The sequence below is a fragment of the Bosea sp. 29B genome (assembly GCF_902506165.1).
Classification (GTDB): domain Bacteria; phylum Pseudomonadota; class Alphaproteobacteria; order Rhizobiales; family Beijerinckiaceae; genus Allobosea.
In genome coordinates, this window is sequence record NZ_LR733817.1 from 1,989,950 (window position 1) to 2,012,315 (window position 22,366).

The following is a 22,366-nucleotide window of genomic DNA, read 5'->3' on the forward strand; positions in this document are numbered from 1 at the left end:
CAGTGGTTCAGAGCTTACAATCCTTGGCGTAGGCGTCGGCGTGATTGCTCAGCACCTTGCCTGACGTCTTCAGGACCGGCGTGCCATCCGCGCCCTTCTCGACCTTGAGCGCGTACCAGTCCTGGACCGGGTGCTGGTTCGGGCCGAACTTGAAGGCGCCGCGCACCGACTGGAAATCGGCCTTGGCAAGCGCCTTGCGCAGCGCCGGCACGTCGGTTTTGCCGCCGGTCGCCTTCAGCGCCGAGGCGATGGCGAGCGCGGTGTCGTAGCCCTGGCTGGCGTAATAGGTCGGCACGCGGTTATAGGCCTTGGTGAAGGCCTCGACGAAAGCCTTGTTCGAGGCATTGTCGAAGTCGGTATTCCAGTGCGCGGTGACGCTGAGCCCGAGCGCGGCGTCGCCGACAGCCTTCAGCGTGGTCGCGTCGAGCGAAGGCTCGGCCAGCACCATCGGGGTTTTGCCGAGGAGGCCGGCCTGCTGATACTGGCGCAGGAAGGCGATGCCGAGCCCGCCAGGATGGAACTGGAAGACGACGTCGGGATTGGCCGAGCGGATCTGCGCCATCTCGGGCGCGAAATCGGTCTGGTCGAGGCGGGTATAAACCTCGCCGGCGATCTCGCCCTTGAACAGGCGCTTGAAGCCGGCGAGCGCATCCTTGCCGGCCTGGTAGTTCGGCGCGAGGATGAAGGCCTTCTTGTAGCCGAGATTGGTGGCGTGCTGGCCGGCGCTCTCATGCAGGCTGTCGTTCTGCCAGGAGACGACGAAATAGTTCTCGTTGCACTCCTTGCCGGCGAAGTTCGACGGCGCGGCATTGGGGCTGACATAGAGCGCCCCCGCATCGACGATATCGGGCACGGTCGCGCCGGCGACGTTCGAGAAGACGATGCCGGTCATGATCTTGATGCCGTCGGTCTTCAGCATCTTCTCGGCGATCTGCTTGCCTTGGCCGGGCTTCAGCGCATCATCCTCGACAACGAGCTCGACCGGCGCGCCGCCGAGCTTGCCGCCGTTCATGTCGATGGCCAGCTTGAAGGCGTCGCGGATGTCCTGGCCAAGATAGCCGCCCGGCCCCGACAGCGTCGTGACCATGCCGATCTTGACCGGCACTTGCTGGGCCAGCGCCGGCATGGCGGCGGCGGCAGCCAGCATCACTCCCAGGCCTACTGATTTAAGGTGCTGCATGGTTCCCCTCCTCCGATCATTTGCGTCGGATTGTCAGAAATTATTTTAAGCTTAAAGCAATTTTGGATCGGCACGCAAGAGCCGCAAAGGCGCCGGCTGAGCCGACGCCTTCGCCGTCTTTCAGAGCGCGACCCAGCCGGCCGGCGGCTTCCTGCCAGGGTGGACGGCGCCGCACTGCTTGCAGGTGCGGGCCTTCTCGTCGGCGAAGAAGGCTTCGTAGAGCGGTGGCAGATCCTTCACGAGATCCCCGACCTTGAGCTCGATGCGATGCACCAGGCCGTTGCACTCGAAGCAGTACCATTCGAAGCCGTCGACCTGGTCGACATGGCGCGCCGGCTCGACAACGAGCCCGATCGAGCCCTCCTGCGGGCGCTGCGGCGAATGGCGCACATGCGGCGGCAGCAGGAAGACGTCGCCCTCGCGGATCGTGACGTCGTAATGCTTCCCGTCGTCGACCAGCTTGAGCATCATGTCGCCCTTGAGCTGGTAGAAGAACTCCTCCACCGGGTCGTCATGGTAATCGGCGCGCTGGTTCGGCCCGCCGACGACCATCACAGTCATCTGGCCGTCGTCGAACACCTTCTTGTTGCCGACCGGCGGCTTCAGCAGGTGCTCGTTCTCCGCGATCCACTTCTTGAAGTTGAAAGCCTTCAGCCGTCCTTCGGTCGCCATCGCTTCACCTCTCCCGTTGATGCTGTCCTGCCCGTTTTTCAACCAGCCTTCGCCAGGGGCCGGCCCGCCCCGAGCTTCAGCCCACAGTTCTCGAAAGCAGCGCGCGTCGCCGCCTTCTCGGCCTCGGTCAGCTCCAGCAGCGGCGTGCGCACGCGCCCGCCGACCTGCCCGAGCAGTTCCTGCCAGTATTTCTGATGCGCATGCGGCTTCTCGGCCGGCCGCGTCGTGCGCAGTGCTTCGCGCACCGGGTTCAGGCTGTCGCGCACCGCATGGGCCTTCTCGACCTCGCCGGCAAAGGCGAGGTCGGTGTAGTCGCGCATGCGCCGATCGGCCGCCGTCTGGATCAGATAGGGCGGCGAGGAGCAGAGATAGACCTGCCAGCCGAGCTCGACGATGTTGTCGAGCCATTCCTCCTCCGAGGCCGTGCTGACCAGGATGCGGTCGCCGGCGAGCCGGGTCAGCTCGGCATACATGGCGCGCGGCACGCTGTACTTGATCGCGACGACGTTCTCGATGTCGGCGAGGCGATTGCAGAGCTGCGGGCTCATCAGATAGCCGGAGTCCGGATGGCTCCACAGCGCGATGCCGATGTCGACCTGCTCGGCGATGGTCCGGTAGTACTCGTAGAGCGTCTCGTCCTGGGCCTTGAAGAAGTGCAAGAGCGGCGCGTGCACGACGATGTAGTCGGCGCCGACCTTCTGGGCGTGCTTCGCCAGATCGATCACGACGTCCATGTTCTGGTCGGAGCAGGACATGATCGTCTGCCCACGGCCGGCCGAGGCCTCGACGGCGAGCTCGAAGCTGCGCTTGCGCTCCTCGACCGACATCGAGAAGAACTCGCCCTGCTTGCCGGCGATGAACAGGCCGTCGATACCGAGATCATCAGTCCAGTGCCGGATGTTCTCGCGGAAACCGTCCTCGTCGATGGCGAGCGACCGGGTGAAGGGCGTGAGCCCGGCCGCCCAGATGCCCTTCATATTGGCGCGGGTGTAAGCCTTCGCGTCTTTCCTGGCGTATTTCATGTGGGCTGCCTCCTTGTCGCCCGCCGGTCAGATCGCCATGCGGTGCGAAACGGTCTTGATGATCGTGTAGTGCGAGAGCCCCTCGGCGCCGCCCTCGCGGCCATAGCCGCTGTCCTTGACGCCGCCGAACGGCGTCTCGGCGACTGAAGCCTCCAGCGTGTTGATCGAGACGTTTCCGGCCTCGATCTCGTCGGCGAGACGATCGGCCCTGCTCGCCGAATGGGTGAAGGCATAGGCGGCAAGGCCGAAGGGCAGGCCGTTCGCCTTGCTGATCGCATCGTCCAGCGTCGACACCGGGTTTATCACCGCGAGCGGCCCGAACGGCTCCTCGCGCATGATCCTCGCATCATCGGGCACATCGGCGAGCACGGTCACCGGGAAGAAATAGCCGCGATTGCCGATGCGCTCGCCGCCGGCGAGAACGCGCGCACCCTTGGCCTTGGCGTCAGCGACCAGCGTCTCCATCGCCTCGATGCGGCGATGATTGGCGACCGGGCCCATCTGCGTTCCGGCCTCGAGGCCGTTGCCGACCACCACCGAGCGGGCCTTCTCGGCGAAGGCCCTGGCGAAAGCCTCGTAGATCGGCTCCTGCACGAAGAAGCGGGTCGGCGAGGTGCAGACCTGGCCGGCATTGCGCGACTTGCGGATCGCCGAGGCCATCGCCGCCGCGACCGGGTCGACGTCGTCGCAGACGATCACCGGGGCATGGCCGCCGAGCTCCATCAGCACCGGCTTCATATGGTCGGCGGCGATCCGGGTCAGATGCTTGCCGACCGCGGTCGAGCCGGTGAAGGCGATCAGCCGGGTCTGCTCCTGCGGGATCAGATAGGAGGAGATGTCGGCCGGCACGCCGAAGACGAGGTTGAACACGCCGGGCGGCAGGCCGGCGTCGTGCAAGGCGCGGGCGATGTGGAGCGCACCCGCTGGTGTCTCTTCGGCCGCCTTCAGGATGATCGAGCAGCCCGCCGCCAGCGCCCCGGCGATCTTGCGCGCCGGCTGGCTCATCGGAAAATTCCAGGGCGAGAAGGCCGCGACCATGCCGATCGGCTGGTGCATCACGACATATTTGATGCCGGGCTCGCTCGGGATCACCCTTCCATAGGTGCGCTGGCCCTCGGCCGCGTCCCATTCGAAGAATTCGCAGCCGCGGATCACCTCGAGCTGCGCCTGGGCGAAGGGCTTGCCGTGCTCGAGCGTGATCGAATGGGCGATCTCGTCGATGCGGGCGCGCATCAGCGCCGCCGCCTTGAGCATGATCTCGCCACGGACGCGCGGTGACATCCGGCTCCAGACCCTGAAGCCTTCCCTGGCCGCGGTCAGCGCATCGTCGAGATCGGCACGAGCGGCAACAGGAAGCGCGCCGATCACGCTCTCATCGGCTGGGTTGAGCACCGGCAGGCTGTCGGAGGTCTTGCGCCAGGCGCCACCGATATAGAGCTGCAGGTCGGGATAGGCGGTCATGAAAAGCCTCGAACGGAGCGGCCAGCGGCGCGATGTCGAGGCATGATGGCCTTGGCCATCACCATATGGAATTCAGCTTATTTGTCTGAATTGAGATGATCTGCTTATAAATACCGCCATGGCGGTCACGCTCCGACAAATCCAGGCCTTCCTCGCCGTTGCCGAACTCGGCACCTTCACCAAGGCGGCGGAGCGGCTGCACATGGCGCAGCCGGCGCTGTCGCAATTGGTGCGCGAGCTGGAACAGGCGCTCGGCATCCGCCTGTTCGATCGCACGACGCGCCGGGTCGAACTGACCGAGGGTGGCCAGGAGTTCCAGGGCGCCTCGGCCAAGATCGTCCATGATCTCGACCTCGCCATCCAGAACGCCAACGACCTCGCCGAGCGCCGGCGCGGCAAGATCACCGTCGCTGCCCCGCCTTTGCTGGCGGCGGCGATCCTGCCCGAGGCGATCGCCGAGATGCGCGAGCGCTTTCCCGGCGTGCAGGTCGCGGTGCTCGACGCGCGCACAGACACGATCATCGAGGCCGTCAGGACGAACCGGGTCGATTGCGGCCTCGGGACATTCGCGGCCGTCGAGGACGGCATCGAGCGCATCCCGATGGCGCGCGACCAGCTGATGCTGTTCTGCAGCCCCGGCAGCCGGTTTGCTGGAGCAACGGTGGATTGGCGGGAGCTGCAGGGCGAGCCGCTGATCACGCTGACGCGCGACAGCGGCATCCGGCTCCTGGTCGAGGTCGCCTATGAGACCGTCGGCATCCCGCTCGTCCCGGCCTATGAGGTCTCGCAGATCACCACCGCGCTCGCTTTGGTCGAAGCACGGCTAGGCGTCGCCGTGCTCCCGACCTATGCGCGTGCGGCGGCGCCGCATCGCCGCATCCTGGCGAGGCCGCTGACGAACCCCGCGATCGCGCGGGACATCGTCATGATCAGGCCCGGCGGCCGCTCGGTCTCGCCGGCACTGGCGACGTTCGAAGCCGTGCTGCGCCGCCATGTCCGCCGCCTGACGCCAGCCGACATCGACTGAGTTCGGCGCGGCCTATGCTAGGAAGCGCCTGCCAACTCGGCCTGGAGGAAGGCCATGAAGGCGGGATCGTCGGCGTAGGCGACATTGACCCGCATGCCGGCCGTTTTTTCATCGCCTTCGGGCTGGTGCCGCTCCGGCATGAAGACCGTGCCGGGCGCGATGAAGATGCCCTGCTCCGAGGCCCGGCGCGCCAGCGCCAGGTCGTCGAGGCCCGGCGGCAAGCCGACCCAGAGATAATAGCCGCCGCCCTGGCGCGAGAAGATTGGCAGGCCGAGGCGCTCCAGGCCGGCGAAGGCAGTGCGAGTTGCCTTGCCGATCCGCTCCCGCAGGCGCTTGAGGTGGTGGCGATACTGGCCGCTGGCGATCAGGTCGCTGACCAGCCGCTCCAGATAGCCCGAGGAGTTGACCACGGTCAGCATCTTCATGTCGCCGAGCGAGCGGGCGAGCGCCGGGCTCGCGGCGACATAGCCGATGCGCAGACTGGCCGAGAGCGTCTTGGAGAAGGTGCCGAGATAGATCACGCGCTCCAATTGATCGAGCGCAGCGAGCCGCGGCGCGCTCGCCGGCATCACGTCGGCGAAGGGATCGTCCTCGACGATGATCAGATCGTGCTGGGCGGCGAGCTGCAGCAGGCGATGGGCGATCGGCAGGGCGATCGAGCCGCCAGTCGGGTTATGTGCCAGCGACTGGGTGAAGAACACCTTCGGCCGGTGCCGCGCGATCTGCGCGGCAAGGTCGTCGAGGTCCGGCCCGTCCGGCAGCCGCCGGACGCCGGCCATCTCGATGCGGGCAAGCTTCAGCTTGCCAAAGAGCGGATAATAGCCGGGGCTGTCGACCAGGACGGTATCGCCGGGCTGCAGCAGCTGGCGGATGATCAGGTCGAGCGCGTGATTGGCGCCGAAAGTCATCAGGATCTGCGCCGGCGAGACCTGGATCGAGCGCTCGGCCAGCATCAGCCCGATCTGGGTGCGTAAGGGCGCATAGCCGACCGGATCACCATAGCCGTGCTCGATCGGCAGGTCGCCCTTGCCGCTGCGGACGCGCAGATGCCGCCCGAGCTCGGAATCCTCCATCCAGGAGCGCGGCGGGCGGCCATCGCCGACGCGCACGGGATGGACCTGACAGAGCTGTTCGCGCAGCAGCGAGACGATGTCGATCGCCTCGCTCATATGCGGCGGCGGCGCCTCGCTCGGCCGCAGCCCCGGCGCGCGGACATAGAAGCCGGCGCCTCGCCGGGCCTCGAGCCGGCCGCTGGCGACGAGCCGATCATAGACCTCGACCATGGTGTTCTTGGAGACGCCGTATTCGCCGGCCGCCAGCCGCAGCGAGGCCATGCGCCGGCCGGGCTGCAGCAGCCCCTCGTCGATCATCCGGCTGATCCGGGCGACGATCGCGCCGGTACGGTTGCTGTCGACCTGCTCGTCCATCAAGCCTCGCATCTGTACCAGTCAATTCACTAGTACAGAGAATGGGACATTGCGGAAATTGTGCCTTGCCGCTCTCCGGCGATTGTCCGAGCTTGTCAACCGAAGAAGCGCCGATGCTGATCGCGCGGTGCATGAAAAACCCCGGCTGGGGAGGACACGACATGGTGACGGCCGAGGCGCACAGCGCCGCCGGGCGCGAGGTGAATTCGCGCATCGAGAACTATCGCAATCTGAGCTGCGCCGAGCGGCTGGAACAGGCTGTCGCGGCGGCCGGGCTGTCCGATGCCGATCGCGCCTTGCTGGCGCGGCCCGGCGCACTGCCGCTCACCCTCGCCAACGGCATGATCGAGAACGTCGTCGGCACCTTCGAACTGCCGCTCGGCATCGCCACCAACTTCACCGTCAACGGCAAGGACTATCTGATCCCCATGGCCGTCGAGGAACCGTCGGTGGTGGCCGCCGCTTCCTATATGGCCCGGATCGCCCGCGGCTCCGGCGGCTTCCGCACCTCGAGCGACCGGCCGATCATGCGGGCGCAGGTCCAGCTGCTCGGCGTCGGCGATCCCGAGGGCGCGCGCCACAAGCTGCTGGCGGCGCAGGCCGAGATCGTCGCCGCCGCCAATGCCAGGGACAAGGTGCTGGTCTCGCTCGGCGGCGGCTGCCAGGGCATCGAGGTCCACGTCTTCCCGCAGACACCGCGCGGGCCGATCGTGGTGATGCACCTGCTCGTCGACGTCCGCGATGCGATGGGCGCCAACACCGTCAACACCATGGCCGAGACGGTGGCGCCGATCGTCGAGCGCATCACCGGCGGCACTGTGCGCCTGCGCATCCTGTCCAACCTCGCCGATCTCCGGCTGGCGCGCGCCAGCGTCACCGTCCCCGAGGCGGCGCTGGCGACCAAGGAGTTCTCGGGCCGGCGCATGATCGACGGCATGCTCGACGCCTATACCTTCGCCGCGATCGACCCCTACCGCGCCACCACCCACAACAAGGGCATCATGAACGGCATCGACCCCGTCGTGGTCGCGACCGGCAATGACTGGCGCGCGATCGAGGCCGGGGCCCATGCCTATGCCGCCCGAAGCGGGCGCTACACCTCGCTGACGACCTGGGAAGAGGATCGCGACGGCAATCTCGTCGGCTCGATCGAGATGCCGATGGCGCTTGGCCTCGTCGGCGGCGCGACCAAGACCCATCCGCTGGCGCAATGGGCGCTGCGCCTGCTCGGCGTCACCAGCGCGCAGGAGCTGGCCGAGGTCACCGTCGCCGTCGGCCTCGCCCAGAACATGGCGGCGCTCAGGGCGCTCGCGACCGAAGGCATCCAGCGCGGCCATATGGCCCTGCACGCCCGCAACATCGCCATCGTCGCCGGCGCGGAGGGCGCCGAGATCGAGGTGATCGCCGCCGAGCTCGCCCGCACCCACGACGTCCGCGTCGACCGGGCGCGCGAGCTTCTCGCCGAGCGGCGCAAGGGCTGACCTTTTCCAGGATTCACCACAGAACCGCAGCAAGCGGACGACAACCGGAGGAACGTTCATGGACAATCGCATCACCCGCCGCACGCTCGGTGCCCTGCTGGTCTCGGCCGGCATGGCGCTGTCGCTGCCGGCTTACGCACAGAACGAGATCAAGATCGGCTACAACGCCGACCAGTCGGCCTCTGGCGCGGCCGAGCTCGGCCTGTCCGGCCTCTACGGCTTCCAGGCCGCGATCGACGACCTCAACGCCCAGGGCGGCGTCCTCGGCCGCAAGGTCGTCGGCGTGGTCCGTGACGATGCCGGCGCGCCGCCGAAGTCGATCCAGAACATGAACGAGCTGATCGACAACGAGAAGGTCGCAGCCGTGGTCGGCCCGACCAACTCGGGCAATGCGCTGGCTTGGCTGCACATCCCACAGCAGAAGAAGGTGCCGGTGATCTCGCATGTCGCGACCGCGACCGACATCACCGCCCGCTATGCCAAGGAGCCGCAGAACTACATCTTCCGGGTGTCGATGGTCGATCGCGAGCAGCTTGCCCTGCTCGCCGCCTATGCGGTCAAAGCGTCGAAGAGCAAGAACATCGCGATCATCGCCGATACCACCGGCTACGGCCAGGCGGCGACCAAGGACCTGCAGGAAATCCTGACCCTGCACGGCATCAAGCCGGTCGGCATCGAGAAGTTCGGGCCGAAGGACACCGACATGACCTCGCAGCTCGCCAAGCTGAAGGCGGCCGGCGCCGACATGATCATCACCGGCTCGCTGGCGGATGCGACCGCGCAGGTGCTGAAGAGCATGGAGAAGATGGACTACTATCCCGGCCTGCTCTCGACCTGGGGCTCGATCAACACGCCGCTGGTCAACATCGCCGGTCCCAAGCTCGCCGAGAAGACCGTCTTCGCCGCCTCGACCACCGAGGATGCCAGCGACCGGGCCGCAGCGCTGCACAAGCGCCTCGTCGCCAAGCATCCGAACATGCCGGCCTTCGTCTCGGCTGCGCAGGGCTATGACGCAGTGATGCTGATCGCCGCCGCGATCAAGCAGGCTGAGGGCACCGACGGCCCGAAGCTGCAGGCGGCGCTGGAGAATCTCGGCGCGGTGCAGGGCATCATCAAGAAATACGAGAAGCCCTTCAGCAAGGAGCAGCACGAGGCGCTCGGCGTCGCCGACTTCCACCTCGCGCAGTGGAAGGACGGCCGGGTGGTCAAGCTCGACGACGCCGTGGTCAAGGGCCTGACGGCGGCTGATCTGAAGCGCTGACGTCTCCATCGGGCTTCCGCCCGTCATGGTCGGCCTCGTGCCGACCATCCATGTCTTCGCTTGATCGATCGAACGCGGTGTTCAAGACGTGGATGCTCGCCACAAGGGCGAGCATGACGAGGCCGGAGCGGCTTTGGCTGGTCATGGCGGAGAGACGATGACGGCATTCCTTCAGGCTCTGGCCAGCGGCTTGGCGCTGGGCGCGATCTACGGGCTGATCGCGCTCGGCTTCAACATCACCTACGCCACGACCAAGACCTTCAATTTCGGCCAGGGCGCCTTCCTCGTGCCGGGCAGCCTGGTCGGCGTCTCCCTGCTGCTGCTGGCGGCGGGCAAGCCGCATTTCGGCAATCTGACCCAGGCCGAGATGACGATGACGGCTTATGTGCTGGCGACGATCGCCAGTGTCGTCGTGGTCGGCGCGATCGGCATCGCGCTCTATTACTGCGCGATCAAGCCCTTCGTCGGGGCCGGTGGCCTCAACTGGGTGCTGAGCACGATCGGCTTCGGCATCATCATGCAGAACACCGCGCTGGCGATCTGGGGCCCGGCCTCGATCGCAGTGCCCTCGCCACTCGGCTCCGAGGTTTGGCGCATCGCCGGCGCCGGTATCCGGCCACAGGAGGTGCTGATCGCCGTGGTCGCGGTCGCCGTCATGGTCGGGCTCGACATCGTCCTGCGCAAGACGCGTTTCGGCAAGGCGCTGCGGGCCGTCGCCTTCAACCCGCAGGCGGCAGCGATCGTCGGCATCAATGTCGAGACGATCGTGATCCTCGCCTTCGTCATCTCCTCGGCACTGGCCGGGCTCGCCGGCATCCTGATCGCGCCGATCACCACGGCCTCCGTCTTCATCGGCCTCGGCATCGCGCTGAAGGCCTTCTCGGCCGCGATCGTCGGCGGCCTGACCAGCCCGCGCGGCTGCATGCTCGGCGGCTTCCTGCTCGGGATCGTCGAGGCGCTGGTCGGGCTCTGGCGCGCCGAGATGCGCGAGATCACCATCTTCCTGCTGATCATCATCGTCCTCGTCGTCCGCCCGAGCGGGCTGATGGGCGCGCGCAGCGTAGAGAAGATCTGATGCCGGCGCTCGCCCATGCCATCGGGGTGGCGGCGCTGGCAGTGGCCCTCGCGCTCGTGCCCCTGTTCGGCTTCAACGATTTCTACCTGCAGATCCTGTTCACGATCGGAGTGAACTATCTCGCCGCCGCCGGCCTCAACGTGCTCGTCGGCTATGCCGGCCAGAAATCGCTGGGCCATGCCGGCCTCTTCGCGGTCGGCGCCTATACGGCGGCGATCGCCAATATCGAATGGGGGCTCTCGCCCTGGCTGTCGCTGCTCTTGGCCTGCGGCTTCGGCGCGGTCTTCGGCCTGGTCATCGCCATGCCTTCGGTGCGCGTCTCGGGCCCCAGCCTTGCCATGGTGACGATCGGCTTCGGCATCGTCGTCGAGAAGATCGTCACGGAATGGACCGACATCTTCAAGGGCCAGGCCGGCTTCTACGGCATCAGCGCGCCCTCGTTCGCCGGTGTCAGCTTCACCAATATGCACTGGGTCTGGTTCGTCGGCACGCTCTGCCTCGCCACCCATCTCACGCTGCGCTCGCTGCTCGCCGGCCGCTATGGCCGCGCCTTCCTTGGCGTGCAGATGGCCGAGCCGGCAGCGCAATCCGTCGGCATCTCCGTGGTGCGGGCCAAGACACTGGCCTTCGTCATCTCGGCCGTGACCTGCGCCCTCGCCGGCGCCGTGGTCGCGCAGCAGAACCAGTATTTCAATTCGGACTTCATCACCTTCAACCTGTCGATCTTCCTGCTGGTCGTGGTGATTTTCGGCGGCTCGGGCTCGCTCTACGGGCCGCTCTTCGGAGCGGTGATCCTGACCCTGCTCGACGCCTGGCTGGCGCGTTGGCCGGCCTTGCAGCACTTCAGCTATGGCGCGCTGCTGCTGTTCTCGCTCTATCTGATGCCGAATGGCATCGCCGGGGCGGTCTCCGGCCTCGCTGCGCGCTGGCGGCAGGGGAAAGTGTTTCCGCCAGCGGTCCTCGGCCATAGCGCTCTGGCGGCGACGTCCACAGCGGCGGCCGGCGGCGAGATCCTCGTCGTCAAGGACCTCTACAAGGCCTATGGCGGCATCGTGCCGGTGCGCAACGTCTCCTTCACGATCAGCGCCGGCAAGGTCCATGCGCTGATCGGCCCGAACGGCGCCGGCAAGACGACGCTGCTCAACCTGCTCTCCGGCCATGTCGCGCCGGGCAGCGGCTCGATCCGCTTCGAGGGTCCGGAGATCGCCGGCTGGCCGGCGCATCGCGTCGCCTCGCTCGGCATCGCCCGCACCTTCCAGAACCTCAAGCTGTTCGGCGAGCTTTCGGCGCTCGACAATGTCCTGCTCGGCGCGCATCGCCATATCGAGACCGGCTTCGCCGCCTCGCTGCTCGGTCTGCCGTCGAGTCGACAGGCGGAGGCCACCGCCCGCGCCGACGCACTGGCGCTGCTTGCTGATCTTGGCCTCGGCGAGCGCGCCTATGAGCCGGCAAAGAGCCTGCCTTACGGCCTGCAGCGGCGGCTCGAGATCGCCCGCGCGCTTGCCTCAAAGCCCAAATTGCTGCTGCTCGACGAGCCAGCGGCCGGCCTGAACCCACAGGAGACGCATGAGCTCGGCGAGGTCATCCGCCGCATCCAGCAGGCCGGCGTCACCGTGCTGCTGATCGAGCACCATATGGACCTCGTCATGGGCATCTCGCAGCATGTGCTGGTGCTCGACTATGGCGCGCTGATCGCCGAGGGGCGGCCGGAGGCGATCCGGCAGAATCCCAAGGTCATCGCCGCCTATCTCGGCGCTGACGATGATGCCGCCGTGACCGGAGACGCCGCATGACCATGCTCGCGATCGAAGGTCTGAAAGTCCGCTATGGCGCTGTCGAGGCGCTGAAGGGCATCTCGCTGCAGGTCGGCCAGGGCGAGGTCGTCACGCTGATCGGCGGCAACGGGGCCGGCAAGTCGACGCTGATGCGGGCGATCGGTGGGTTGGTGAAGGTCGCCAACGGCTCGATCCGCTTCGAGGGCAACGACATCACCGGCATCAAGGGCCACGACTGCGTCCGCCTCGGCATCGGTCACTCACCGGAGGGGCGCTTGGTCTTCGGCGACCAGAGCGTGCGCGACAATCTTGTGCTGGGCGCCTATGCGCGCCGCGACGAGGATGGCATCGCCAGCGATGTTGAGCGCTATTTCGCCGTCTTCCCGCGCCTCGCCGAGCGGCAGGACCAACTCGCCGGAACGCTCTCCGGCGGCGAGCAGCAGATGCTGGCGATCGCTCGCGCCCTGATGGCGCGGCCGAAGCTGCTCCTGCTCGACGAACCCTCGCTTGGCCTCGCGCCGCTGATCGTGCGCGAGGTCTTCGCCGTGATCCGCCGGCTGCGCGAGGAGGGCATGACGATCCTGCTGGTCGAGCAGATGGCCAATCAGGCGCTCGCCATCGCCGACCGCGCCTATGTCATCGAGACCGGCACGATCACGCTCGAAGGCACCGGTGCCGAGCTGCTGCGCGACGAGCGCGTGCGCTCGGCCTATCTCGGCGCCTGACGATGGCAGGCGACAGCGTCACCATCGTCGAGGTCGGCCCGCGCGATGGCTTGCAGAACGAGACGGCCGAGATCGCGACCGCGGAGAAGCTGGCGCTGATCGGCATGCTCGCCGATGCCGGGCTTTCCCGGATCGAGGCGACCGCTTTCGTCTCGCCGCGCTGGGTGCCGCAGATGGCCGACCACGAGGCGGTGATGCGCGGCGTCGGCCGCCGGCAAGGCGTGAGCTATTCCGCCCTGGTCCCCAATGAGAAAGGCGCCGAGGCCGCGCTCGCCGCCGGCGCGCAGGCGCTCGCCGTATTCACCGCGGCGTCGGAGAGCTTCTGCCGGAAGAACACCAATTGCTTGATCGCCGAGAGCATCGAGCGCTTCCGGCCGGTGATGGCGCTAGCCGAGCGCGCCGGCGTGGCCGTGCGCGGCTATGTCTCCTGCGCGCTCGACTGCCCCTATGAAGGAAAGATCGCGCCCGAGGCAGTGGCAACGGTCACGGCCGAACTGCTCGCGCTCGGCTGCAGCGAGATCGCCCTGTCAGACACGCTCGGTCGCGGCACGCCGGAGCGCACGGCGACTATGGTCGAGGCGGCGCTGCGACGGGCGCCGGCTGCCATGTTGGCCGGGCATTTCCACGACACCTCCGGCCAGGCCATCGCCAATGTCGCGGCGGCCTGGGAGCTGGGCTTGCGTGTCTTCGACGGCTCGGTTGGCGGTCTCGGTGGCTGCCCCTATGCACCCGGGGCGGCCGGCAATCTCGCGACCGAGCGACTGGTCGCGCATTTCGAGGCCCAGGGCATCGCGACCGGGATCGACCGCGCTCGCCTGGAAGCGACAGCGGCATGGATCGCCGGCCGCCGAGCAGCTGCAGCACCATAGCAGGGCGGCCTGACGCCGCCCCGCCAGGAGGCCTGATCAGGCGACGAGGAAGCCGGCGTCGACCGGATCGTCGCGGTTGATCGTCCAGCGTGCGGTGCCGAGCAGGCCGGCAGTGCCCTTGACGGTGGGGCGCACGGCGCGCGTGCCGTTCAGGCTGGTTTCGCCGATCAGGCAACCTTCGAAGGTGCCGGAGCCGAGCAGGCCTTCCGAGCGGATCGGCTGGTGCAGCTTCATCAGGCCGCGCGCCTCGTACATCGCCATCATCGCGCTGGTGCCGGTCCCGCCGGGCGAGCGATCGAGCTGGCCGGCCGAGAAGACATGGACGTTCTTGTAGAAGGCGCCCTCGATCGTCGGCTCGTGCCAGAAGGTGACGAAGTTGAAGTTGTTGATATGCGCCGAGGCCGGGTGCTGGATCGCGACCTTCTGGCGAAGCTGCTCGCGGGCGATGATGCCGAGGCGGGACAGCTCGGAGCCGTTCTCCGGCGAGATCCGGAGCGAGGTGCCGCGCAGGTCGATGATCCCGAAATAATTGCCGCCCCAGACGATGTCGGCCTTGAGCGAGCCGACGCCCGGCAGGTCGAACGGCACGTCCTGCGCCGCGACATAGGCCGGCACGTTCTCGAAGCGGGTCCAGACCACGTCGGGACCGTCATTGGCGACCTCGGCGGTGACCAGCCCGGCGGTGGTCTCGAAGCGGATGGTGGTGCGGCCGTTCTCGCCGCGCCGGACGAGGCCGAGCGCGACCATCGCCATGCCGACCGCGATCGTGCCGTGGCCGCACATATGGGAGTACTGGGTGCCGTCGATATAGATCAGGCCGGCATCGTAGTCCGGGCTCGACGGCGGCGTCAGGAACACGCCGAACATGTCCTTGTGGCCGCGCGGCTCGCGCATCAGGGCGCAGCGCAGCCAGTCGTAGTTCTCCTCGAGGAAGCGGCGCTTCTCCAGGATGCTCGATCCGGCGGGGTACGGAATCCCGCTATGGATGATGCAGAGGGGTTCACCCTCGGTATGCGTGTAGACGACGTCGAAGACATTCTGCTGGCGCATGGTCCGCTCCTTGGGAAAACAGTTGGTAGACAGGGCTATCGGCGTCTCTCGGAGAGCACGTCGAGGCCGATGGTGAGGTCGAGCAGTACGATCACGATGGCGGCGACGATGATGGTCAGGCCGGAGACCGCGGCGATGGTCGGGTCGATCGTGTACTGGACGTAATTGAACAGCTTGACCGGGATCGTGGTCAGCTCGGCCGTCGTGTTGAAGATGCTGAGCTCGACATTGATCCAGGAGGCGATGAAGGCGAAGATCGCGCCGCTAACGAGCCCGCTGCGAATCTGCGGCAAGGTCACCAGAAAGAACGTCGTGAGAGGCCGGGCGCCGAGATCGGCCGACGCCTCTTCTAGGCTGCGCTGGTCTTCGCTGAGCTGCGGCAGCACGGCGCGCAGCACGAAGGGCATGATGATCACGACATGCCCGACCAGCAGCGCCGGAAAGCTGCGGACGAGGCCGATCGCGCTACCGTATTGCAGCAGCGCCGCGCCGAGCACGACATGCGGCAGGATCAGCGGCGACATCAGCGTTTCCGAAAGCAGGCCGCGACCGGTGAAGCGGTAGCGGGCGATCGCGATCGCCGCCGGCACCGCCAGCACAACCGCGACGACGGTCGCAGCGACCGCGAGCAGCGTGCTGATCAGGAAGGCCGAGACATAGGACGGATCGCCCAGCATCTTGCCGTACCAGGCGAGGGTGAGCCCCTGCGGCGGGAAGGCGAGGAAGCTGGTCGTGGTCAGCGAGGCCCCGACGAGGACGACGAGCGGCAAAGCGAGATAGGCGAGCGCGGCGAGGGAGACGATGCGGACGAGAGCTGACACCATCTCAGGCCCTCCTCGGCTCACTGAGCCGTCCGGCGATGGCGACGAGCGCCAGCGTCAGCACCAGCATGGTGATGCTGAGCGCACCGCCATAGTTGAAGTCGAAGACAGAGCTGTATTGCTGGAAGATCAGCATCGAGAAGACGGTGATCCGCCCGCCGCTGAGCAGCGCCGGCGTGACATAGGCGCTGACGGCCAGCATGAAGACCATGACGGCCCCGGCCATCAGACCGGGCAGGCTGAGCGGGAAGATGATGGTGCGGAAGGTGCCGGCGGGCGTCGCGCCGAGATCGGCGGAGGCGTGCTCCAGCGCCGGATCGACCTTGGCGAGCGCATTGCCTACTGCGAGCACGATGAAGGGCAGGAGGATGTAGACGAGGCCGATCAGGATGCCGAGCTCGGTGCCGAGGAAGCGCATCGGCCGCTCTATCAGGCCGAGACCGATCAGCCCGTCATTGACGAGGCCATTGCGGCCGAGCAGCACCATCCAGCCGAAAGAGCGCACGATGTTGCTGGTGAACAGCGGCACGACCAGCAGGATCACGCAGAACCGGCGCCAGGGCCGCCATTTGACGATGCGGACGAGATACCAGGCGAGCGGGTAGCCGATCAGCACGCAGACCAGCGTGGTCAGCGCCCCTATCCGGAAGGTCACCCAGAGCACATCCCAGTGATAGGCGTCGGCGAGGATGCGGACGTAATGCGCGAAGGTCGGCTGGCCGGCCGCCGTCGTCAGGCTCGCGATCAGGACGACCGCCATCGGCGCCAGGAAGAAGGCGACGAAGAAGGCCGCTGGCAGGGCGCAGAGCAGCAGGACCGGGCTCAGCCTTCCGCTCATCACGCATCCCCCGGCACGAGACGCAGGTCCGAGAGGCGGATATTGGCGAAGACCGGCTGGCCGACGCTCAGGCCGGCCAGAGCGGACGGGGCGAGCCGGCCGGTCAGCGTGGTGCCGCCGACGGTCAGCGCCACAGAGGCATGGCTGCCGACATGGACGATGTCGGAGACGATGGCCGGCAGAGCGAGGCGCTCGGCGACGGGTTCGGCCGTGACGAGGATATCCTCCGGCCGCAGCACACCGGTGAGAGCCCCATGTGGTGCATCGGAGGTAGAAAGGGTGATCGCACCATTGAGCAACGAGAAGCCGCCGTCACCGCGCCTGTTGACCGCGAGCAGGTTGGCGTCGCCGATGAAGTCGGCGGCGAAGCGGGTCGCCGGTCGGGCATAGATGTCCTGGCCGCGGCCGATCTGCTCGATGCGGCCGCGATTCATCAGCACGATCCGGTCGGCCATGGTCATCGCCTCCTCCTGGTCGTGTGTCACGAACAGGAAGGCGATGCCGAGCTGGTGCTGGATCTGCTTGAGTTCGCTCTGGACCTTCTTGCGCAGCTTGAGATCGAGCGCGCTCAGGGGCTCATCGAGCAGCAGCAATTGCGGCCGGTTGACGATGGCCCGCGCCAGAGCGACGCGCTGCTGCTGGCCGCCGGAAAGCTGGGCCGGCAGGCGTTCGCCAAAACCGGAAAGGCCGACGAGCTCCAGCGCTTCGGCGGCGCGCTTGCCCGCCTCATTCTTCGGTGTGCCTTGCCGGCGCGGCCCGTAGGCGACGTTCTCGGCGACACTCATATGCGGGAAGAGCGCGTAGTTCTGGAACACCGTGTTGAGCGGGCGCCGATAGGGCGGCAGCCGCGTCACATCCTCGCCCGCCAGCCTGACCGTGCCAGCCTCCGGCGTCAGGAAACCGGCGATGCAGCGCAGCAGCGTGGTCTTGCCGCAGCCCGATGGCCCCAGCAGGGCGATGAACTCGCCCTGCTCGACGGCGAGATCGATCGCCGTCAGCGCCGGCTGTCCGCCGAAATGCTTGGACAGGCCGTCTATGGCGAGGATGGGGCTCATGCTGCGGCTCGCGATGCTCGTTGCCGTGCGATCACTTGCGGGCGATCTGCCGGTTCCACTCGTCGACGACGCGCGAGCGCAGGCCGTTGATCTCGGCCCAGTCGAACAATTGCAGGTTCTTCACCGAGCCGGTCTCGCCCCAGGGCAGCTTGCGGGCGGTCTCGGGCTTGACCGTGACGTTCTTCACGGACGGGCCGAGATAGAGCTTCTCGGCGAGGCAGCCGGAAGCGTCCGGCGTCAGCGCCTGGTTGATGAACTTGGCGGCAGCGTCCTTCTTCGAGGTGCCCTTGACCAGATGCAGGCGGGCATCGGTCGCCCAGGCGCCTTCCTTCGGCACGACGAAGCCGATCGGCAGGCCCTTGTCAGCGAGGTCCCAGGCGCCGACGTTGAAATGCGCGCCGATGATCGCCTCGCCGCTCTGATAGGCATTGGTCGCGGCGCCCGAGGAATCGAAGAACAGCGCGGCCTTGAGTTCCTTGATCTTCTTGAAGGTCGGGGACAGATCGCCGGCCGGATGGCCCCAGATCCTCGACAGGAACATCACGAAGGGCACGCCGGAGGAATTCGCCGGCGAGGGAATCGTGACGGCGTCCTCGAACTCCGGCTTCCAGAGGTCGTTCCAGGAGGTCGGGACAGCCTTGACCTTCTGGGTGTTGTAGGTGAGCCCGAGCGAATAATAGCCGGTGCCGACCGCATAGGTGGTCGCGCCGCTCTTGTAGATCGCTTCCGGCAGGGTGCTGGCGAGATTGGAGATCGCCGCCGGGTCGAGATTGTCGGTCACCTCGGCGGCGAGGGCTAGCTCGCTGATGCCACCATCCATCCAGGCGACGTCGATGGTCGGCGCGGCCTTCTGTTGCTGCAACTTTGCGAGGGTGACGGTCGAGGTGCCGATCTCGGCGTTGACGGCGATGCCGGTCGCCTTGGTGAAGGGCTCGGCGACGCAAGCCTTGAAGGCGTCGCCCCAGTTGCCGCCATACCAGGCGACGGTGATCGACGAAGGCTGCTGCGCCAAGGCAGGCGTGGTGAGCAGGGTGGTGGCGAGCATGGCCGTGGCCAGCCGGACGGTACGGGTCATCGTCGTTCTCCTCTGCCGAGCGTCTTTGCGCTTCTGTAAGCACATGTTGGCGCGCAGGGTGCAAAAGGCACTAGAATGCACCGGCCCAAAATTTGAATAATCACGACATGAGCAACGTGCAGCTTCATCACCCCCCCAGCGATCGGCCACAGCCCGCGGCAACGCCAGTCTCGCGGCTGCGGATCGGCTTCCTCCTGCTCGACCAGTTCACGCTCGCCGCCTTCTCCGGGCTGATCGACGTGCTGCGGCTGGCGGCGGACCATGGCGGGCGCAGCCGCCAGCTGCATGCGAGCTGGACGGTGATGAGCCTCGATGGCGAGCCACGGCGTTCGAGCTGCGGCGTCTCGGTCACCCCGAACGCCGGCCTCCTCGACCCGGCCGGCTTCGACTACATCGCCGTCTGCGGCGGCAACGACTACCTCAACGACGCCCTGCCCGAGAGCCTGCTCGGCTATCTGCGCCGGGCGGCGGCGTCCGGCGTGCGTCTTCTGGGCATCTGCACCGGCACCTTCGCCATCGCCCGGGCCGGCCTTGCCGGACCGCGCCGGGTCTGCGTGCACTGGAACGTGCTCGACGCCTTCAAGGAGCGCTTCCCCAAGGTCTCGGCCGGGGTCGAGCGGCTCTTCATCGACGAGGGCGACCTGATCACCTGCGCCGGCTCGACCGCCGCGATCGATCTCGGCCTCTATCTCGTCGCGCGCCATTGCGGCCGCGACAAGGCCCAGCAGGCGATGCGGCACATGATGCTGCAGGACATGCGGCCGGCCGAGATGCCGCAGGCGCATTTCTATGCCGAGCTGGCGCCCAATCTCGACGTCAGGGTGCAGCAGGCCGCGCAGTTCATCGAGCAGCGGCTCGACAATCCCCCGCCGATCGCTGCCGTCGCGCGCTATGTCGGCGTCAGTCCGCGGCAGCTCGAGCGCCTGTTCGGCGCCTCATTGGGCCAGAGCCCGGCGGCCTTCCAGCGCAAGCTGCGGCTCGACTATGCGAAATGGCTGATCCTGAATAGCAGGCGCTCACTCACAGACATCGCCATGGGTGCGGGCTTTGCCGACAGCGCCCATCTCTCGCGGGACTTCAAGGCGGCCTTCCACGAAACCCCACGCTCCCTGCGGCAGAAGGCGCAGCTCGCCTGAGCCACTAGAGCAGTTCCGCGTTTCTGCGAATCGCAGAACTGCTCTAAGCTTTTGTTCTATCGCATTTTCTTCACGCGAACCGGCACCCACTTCGCTCGAAAATGCTCTGGTCCGTCAGAGACAGGCGGCGATCGCTTCGAGCTGCACGTCCAGCGCGGTTGCACGCGCCGGAAAGCGGCCTTCGAGCGCCGACGTGCCGATGGTAAACCCGGCGGCGCCGGCCCGCCGGACTGCTTCGATCTGCTCGGGCCGGTCGATCGAGCCTGCGACGATCACCGGCTTGTCGGTAGCTCCGCAGATGGCCGTCATCAGCGCGGGAACGTCGACGCCGGAGCGATAGGCGAGCAAGTCGAGCCCGTCGACGCCGTCCCGGCTCGCAAGGGCGCGGGCGCTGGCAGCGATTTCGTCGATCGAGCCGTTCAGCACGCTCGGATGCCCCGCGATCTCGCCGGGGAAAGGGTAATAGCGGATGCCGCTGCCACGCAGCAGCGGCAGGGCATCGTCGACATGCGTCCCGCCCAGCAGATGGTCGACGCCGAGATCGATGGCGGCGCGTACCGACATGATTTCGCTGGCGCGGTCGAGCGAGACGACTTCGAGATAGCTCGACGCACCACCGGCCTTGATCAGGCGGCCAAGCTCCCTGAGTGCAGCGAGCGGCAGCCCGACGTCCTTGAAGCCGATATGGCGGACGCCGGCTGCGAGCGCGGTCGCGACATGACCGGCGGCCTCCGGCACCGTCCGGTCGTGGCGCGTCAGCATGAAGATGAAATCGAGGTCAGCCATGGCGTTGCCCCGGCTCGCGGTTCTGGACACCGCTTCGTCCAGCTGCAGCAAGGTCGGCGGCTACCGGCCGCCCGTCAACTCCATCGGCGGCTTTCGGCGAGTGCGTCCCTGCCGCGTGAGCGTAGCGGCAGGGACGACGAGGCTCCGCTCGCTCAGGGCATGACCGGCGCGCGATAAGCGAAGGTGTGCATCAGGGCAACCGCGAGCAGCATCACCACCGGGAAGTGGATGAAGAACTGCATCGAGGTGTAGCCGATCAGGTCCTTCGACTTCAGCTTGAGTACGCCGAGCAGCGGCAGCATCCAGAACGGGTTGATGAAGTTCGGCAGGGTCTCGGCAATGTTGTAGACCATCACGGTCCAGCCGAGATGTGCACCGATCTCGTTGGCAGCCTTCATGATGTAGGGCGCCTCGATGATCCATTTGCCGCCGGCCGAGGGGATGAAGAAGCCAAGGATTGCCGAATAGATGCCGACGATGAAGGAGAACACGCTGGCATCGCTGGCGAGGCTGACGAACCAGTGCGCGATCGTGTCGGAGAGCGAGGCGCCCTCGGCCTTCACCCGCGTCAGCATGTAGGCGATGCCACCGTAGAACGGGAATTGCAGCAGCACGCCGGCGACGCTCGGCATCGCCTGCGAGAAGCTGACCAGGAAGCTGCGCGGCCGCCAGTGCAGCAGCGCGCCGACCAGCAGGAAGACGAAGTTGTAGGTATTGAGGCCCGACATGGTGATCAGCGGATTGCCGGACTTGAAGGTCTCGTAGAACCAGCCGGCCGCCAGCACGACGATCAGGATCGTCAGGAGCGGGCTGAATTCGAGATAATCACCCGGCCGGGTCGGCTTCTGCTCGGCCTTGACGTCGGTCAGGTCGACGCCGAGATCGGCGGCGGTCTTGGCCGCCGCGTCGGACGGCGTGGTGTAGTAGCAGATCGCGGCCGAGAGCAGCGTGCCGACCACGATCACCAGCAGGTTCTGCCAGGTCAGGATCGTCTCGTAGAAGCTGATCACGCCGGTGATCGGCATCAGCGAGGGCGGGATGCTCGCCGGGTTGGCCTGCAACTGCGCCGCCGAGGAGCTGATGCCGAGGGTGAAGCCGAAGCCGAGCCCGAGATAGCCGGCGGCCCCCGCGGCGCGATAATCGAGGCGGATGTCGCGGCGCCGCGCGATCTCGCGCACCAGCAGGCCGGAGAAGATCAGGCTGACGCCCCAGTTGACCAGCGAGAGCAGGATGCTGACCACGCCGACGAAGACGACGGCGCCGCGACCGGTCGACGGCACCGCGGCCGCCCGGCGCATCAGCGCCGCGACCGGCGGCGAGAGCGCGACGATGTAGCCGCCGATGGCGACCAGCGCCATCTGCATGGTGAAGGGGATGATGCTCCAGAAGCCCTCGCCAAAGGCGGTGCTGACCGCAACCGGCGAGCCGCCATGTGCGATCGCCGCCAGCGCCACTGCCACGGTCGCCAGCAGGACGAAGATATAGGCGTCCGGGAACCAGCGTTCAGAAAAGGCCACCATGGCCTGCGACAGGCGCACGAGGACGCCTTCGCGCGGCGCTGCCGCGCGTTCATTCAGGATCGTATCTGTCATTGTCCCCTCTTATGGCGGTTTGCCGCCGTTGGTTTGGT

20 protein-coding genes are annotated in these 22,366 nt (G+C 67.0%); 8 read left to right on the forward strand and 12 right to left on the reverse strand.

From position 1 onward, the window contains the following. Positions 1–7 precede the first annotated feature (7 nt). The 4 genes from GV161_RS09705 to GV161_RS09720 all read right to left on the reverse strand — a co-directional run bounded on the left by GV161_RS09705 (position 8) and on the right by GV161_RS09720 (position 4,335). Positions 8–1,180 carry an ABC transporter substrate-binding protein gene (locus GV161_RS09705; protein ID WP_152013522.1) on the reverse strand — a complete coding sequence of 391 codons (1,173 nt, stop codon included), beginning with the start codon at positions 1,178–1,180 and terminating at the stop codon, positions 8–10. 120 nt (positions 1,181–1,300) lie between these two features. Further along, on the reverse strand, positions 1,301–1,852 hold the full coding sequence (locus GV161_RS09710; protein WP_152013523.1) for a 3-hydroxyanthranilate 3,4-dioxygenase: 552 nt from the start codon (positions 1,850–1,852) through the stop codon (positions 1,301–1,303). Between the two features lie 38 nt (positions 1,853–1,890). Further along, the gene (locus tag GV161_RS09715) at positions 1,891–2,874 is read right to left on the reverse strand and encodes a dihydrodipicolinate synthase family protein (RefSeq protein ID WP_152013524.1); all 984 of its coding nucleotides are present in this window, start codon (positions 2,872–2,874) and stop codon (positions 1,891–1,893) included. Between the two features lie 27 nt (positions 2,875–2,901). Beyond that, entirely contained in the window at positions 2,902–4,335 is a 1,434-nt protein-coding gene (locus tag GV161_RS09720) for an NAD-dependent succinate-semialdehyde dehydrogenase (RefSeq protein WP_152013525.1), read from the reverse strand. A 118-nt stretch (positions 4,336–4,453) separates the two neighbouring features. On the opposite strand from GV161_RS09720, the gene GV161_RS09725 reads away from it, so the two are divergent. Continuing rightward, positions 4,454–5,362, forward strand: coding sequence for a LysR family transcriptional regulator (locus GV161_RS09725; protein WP_152013526.1), 909 nt, complete (start codon positions 4,454–4,456; stop codon positions 5,360–5,362). A gap of 17 nt (positions 5,363–5,379) precedes the next feature. On the opposite strand, the gene GV161_RS09730 is transcribed toward GV161_RS09725, so the two are convergent. After that, positions 5,380–6,789: a PLP-dependent aminotransferase family protein gene (locus tag GV161_RS09730; RefSeq protein ID WP_152013527.1), complete on the reverse strand. Its 1,410-nt coding sequence runs from the start codon at positions 6,787–6,789 to the stop codon at positions 5,380–5,382. A gap of 161 nt (positions 6,790–6,950) precedes the next feature. On the opposite strand from GV161_RS09730, the gene GV161_RS09735 reads away from it, so the two are divergent. The 6 genes from GV161_RS09735 to GV161_RS09760 all read left to right on the forward strand — a co-directional run bounded on the left by GV161_RS09735 (position 6,951) and on the right by GV161_RS09760 (position 13,975). Next, positions 6,951–8,270 carry a hydroxymethylglutaryl-CoA reductase, degradative gene (locus tag GV161_RS09735; RefSeq protein WP_152013528.1) on the forward strand — a complete coding sequence of 440 codons (1,320 nt, stop codon included), beginning with the start codon at positions 6,951–6,953 and terminating at the stop codon, positions 8,268–8,270. A 58-nt stretch (positions 8,271–8,328) separates the two neighbouring features. Next, the gene (locus tag GV161_RS09740) at positions 8,329–9,531 is read left to right on the forward strand and encodes an ABC transporter substrate-binding protein (RefSeq protein ID WP_152013529.1); all 1,203 of its coding nucleotides are present in this window, start codon (positions 8,329–8,331) and stop codon (positions 9,529–9,531) included. Positions 9,532–9,688: 157 nt separating this feature from the next. Continuing rightward, positions 9,689–10,606: a branched-chain amino acid ABC transporter permease gene (locus tag GV161_RS09745; RefSeq protein ID WP_152013530.1), complete on the forward strand. Its 918-nt coding sequence runs from the start codon at positions 9,689–9,691 to the stop codon at positions 10,604–10,606. Next, entirely contained in the window at positions 10,606–12,399 is a 1,794-nt protein-coding gene (locus tag GV161_RS09750; RefSeq protein ID WP_152013531.1) for a branched-chain amino acid ABC transporter ATP-binding protein/permease, read from the forward strand. The genes GV161_RS09745 and GV161_RS09750 overlap by 1 nt, the downstream gene beginning before the upstream one ends. After that, positions 12,396–13,106, forward strand: coding sequence for an ABC transporter ATP-binding protein (locus GV161_RS09755; protein ID WP_201303005.1), 711 nt, complete (start codon positions 12,396–12,398; stop codon positions 13,104–13,106). Before GV161_RS09750 ends, GV161_RS09755 begins: the two co-directional genes overlap by 4 nt. A gap of 2 nt (positions 13,107–13,108) precedes the next feature. Then, entirely contained in the window at positions 13,109–13,975 is an 867-nt protein-coding gene (locus GV161_RS09760; protein ID WP_152013532.1) for a hydroxymethylglutaryl-CoA lyase, read from the forward strand. Between the two features lie 36 nt (positions 13,976–14,011). Here GV161_RS09760 and GV161_RS09765 read toward each other — a convergent pair whose 3' ends face one another. The 5 genes from GV161_RS09765 to GV161_RS09785 are packed head-to-tail and all read right to left on the reverse strand — an operon-like array spanning position 14,012 to position 18,814. Beyond that, positions 14,012–15,025 (reverse strand): proline racemase family protein, encoded by a 1,014-nt coding sequence (locus GV161_RS09765; protein ID WP_152013533.1) that lies wholly within the window; start codon positions 15,023–15,025, stop codon positions 14,012–14,014. 35 nt (positions 15,026–15,060) lie between these two features. After that, a complete protein-coding gene (locus tag GV161_RS09770; RefSeq protein ID WP_152013534.1) occupies positions 15,061–15,849 on the reverse strand; it encodes an ABC transporter permease in 789 nt (262 codons plus the stop codon). A gap of 1 nt (position 15,850) precedes the next feature. Continuing rightward, on the reverse strand, positions 15,851–16,684 hold the full coding sequence (locus tag GV161_RS09775) for an ABC transporter permease (protein WP_152013535.1): 834 nt from the start codon (positions 16,682–16,684) through the stop codon (positions 15,851–15,853). Next, positions 16,684–17,739 carry an ABC transporter ATP-binding protein gene (locus GV161_RS09780; protein ID WP_152013536.1) on the reverse strand — a complete coding sequence of 352 codons (1,056 nt, stop codon included), beginning with the start codon at positions 17,737–17,739 and terminating at the stop codon, positions 16,684–16,686. Before GV161_RS09780 ends, GV161_RS09775 begins: the two co-directional genes overlap by 1 nt. Positions 17,740–17,770: 31 nt before the next feature. Continuing rightward, complete coding sequence (locus GV161_RS09785) at positions 17,771–18,814, reverse strand: ABC transporter substrate-binding protein (protein ID WP_201303006.1); 1,044 nt, start codon at positions 18,812–18,814, stop codon at positions 17,771–17,773. A gap of 107 nt (positions 18,815–18,921) precedes the next feature. Between GV161_RS09785 and GV161_RS09790 the strand changes: the two genes are divergently transcribed. Beyond that, complete coding sequence (locus GV161_RS09790) at positions 18,922–19,950, forward strand: GlxA family transcriptional regulator (protein WP_152013537.1); 1,029 nt, start codon at positions 18,922–18,924, stop codon at positions 19,948–19,950. A gap of 114 nt (positions 19,951–20,064) precedes the next feature. Here the strand turns inward: GV161_RS09790 and GV161_RS09795 are convergent, their stop codons facing one another. After that, on the reverse strand, positions 20,065–20,736 hold the full coding sequence (locus tag GV161_RS09795) for a 4-hydroxythreonine-4-phosphate dehydrogenase (protein WP_152013538.1): 672 nt from the start codon (positions 20,734–20,736) through the stop codon (positions 20,065–20,067). A gap of 152 nt (positions 20,737–20,888) precedes the next feature. After that, the gene (locus GV161_RS09800) at positions 20,889–22,328 is read right to left on the reverse strand and encodes a TIGR00366 family protein (RefSeq protein ID WP_152013539.1); all 1,440 of its coding nucleotides are present in this window, start codon (positions 22,326–22,328) and stop codon (positions 20,889–20,891) included. Positions 22,329–22,366 lie beyond the last annotated feature (38 nt).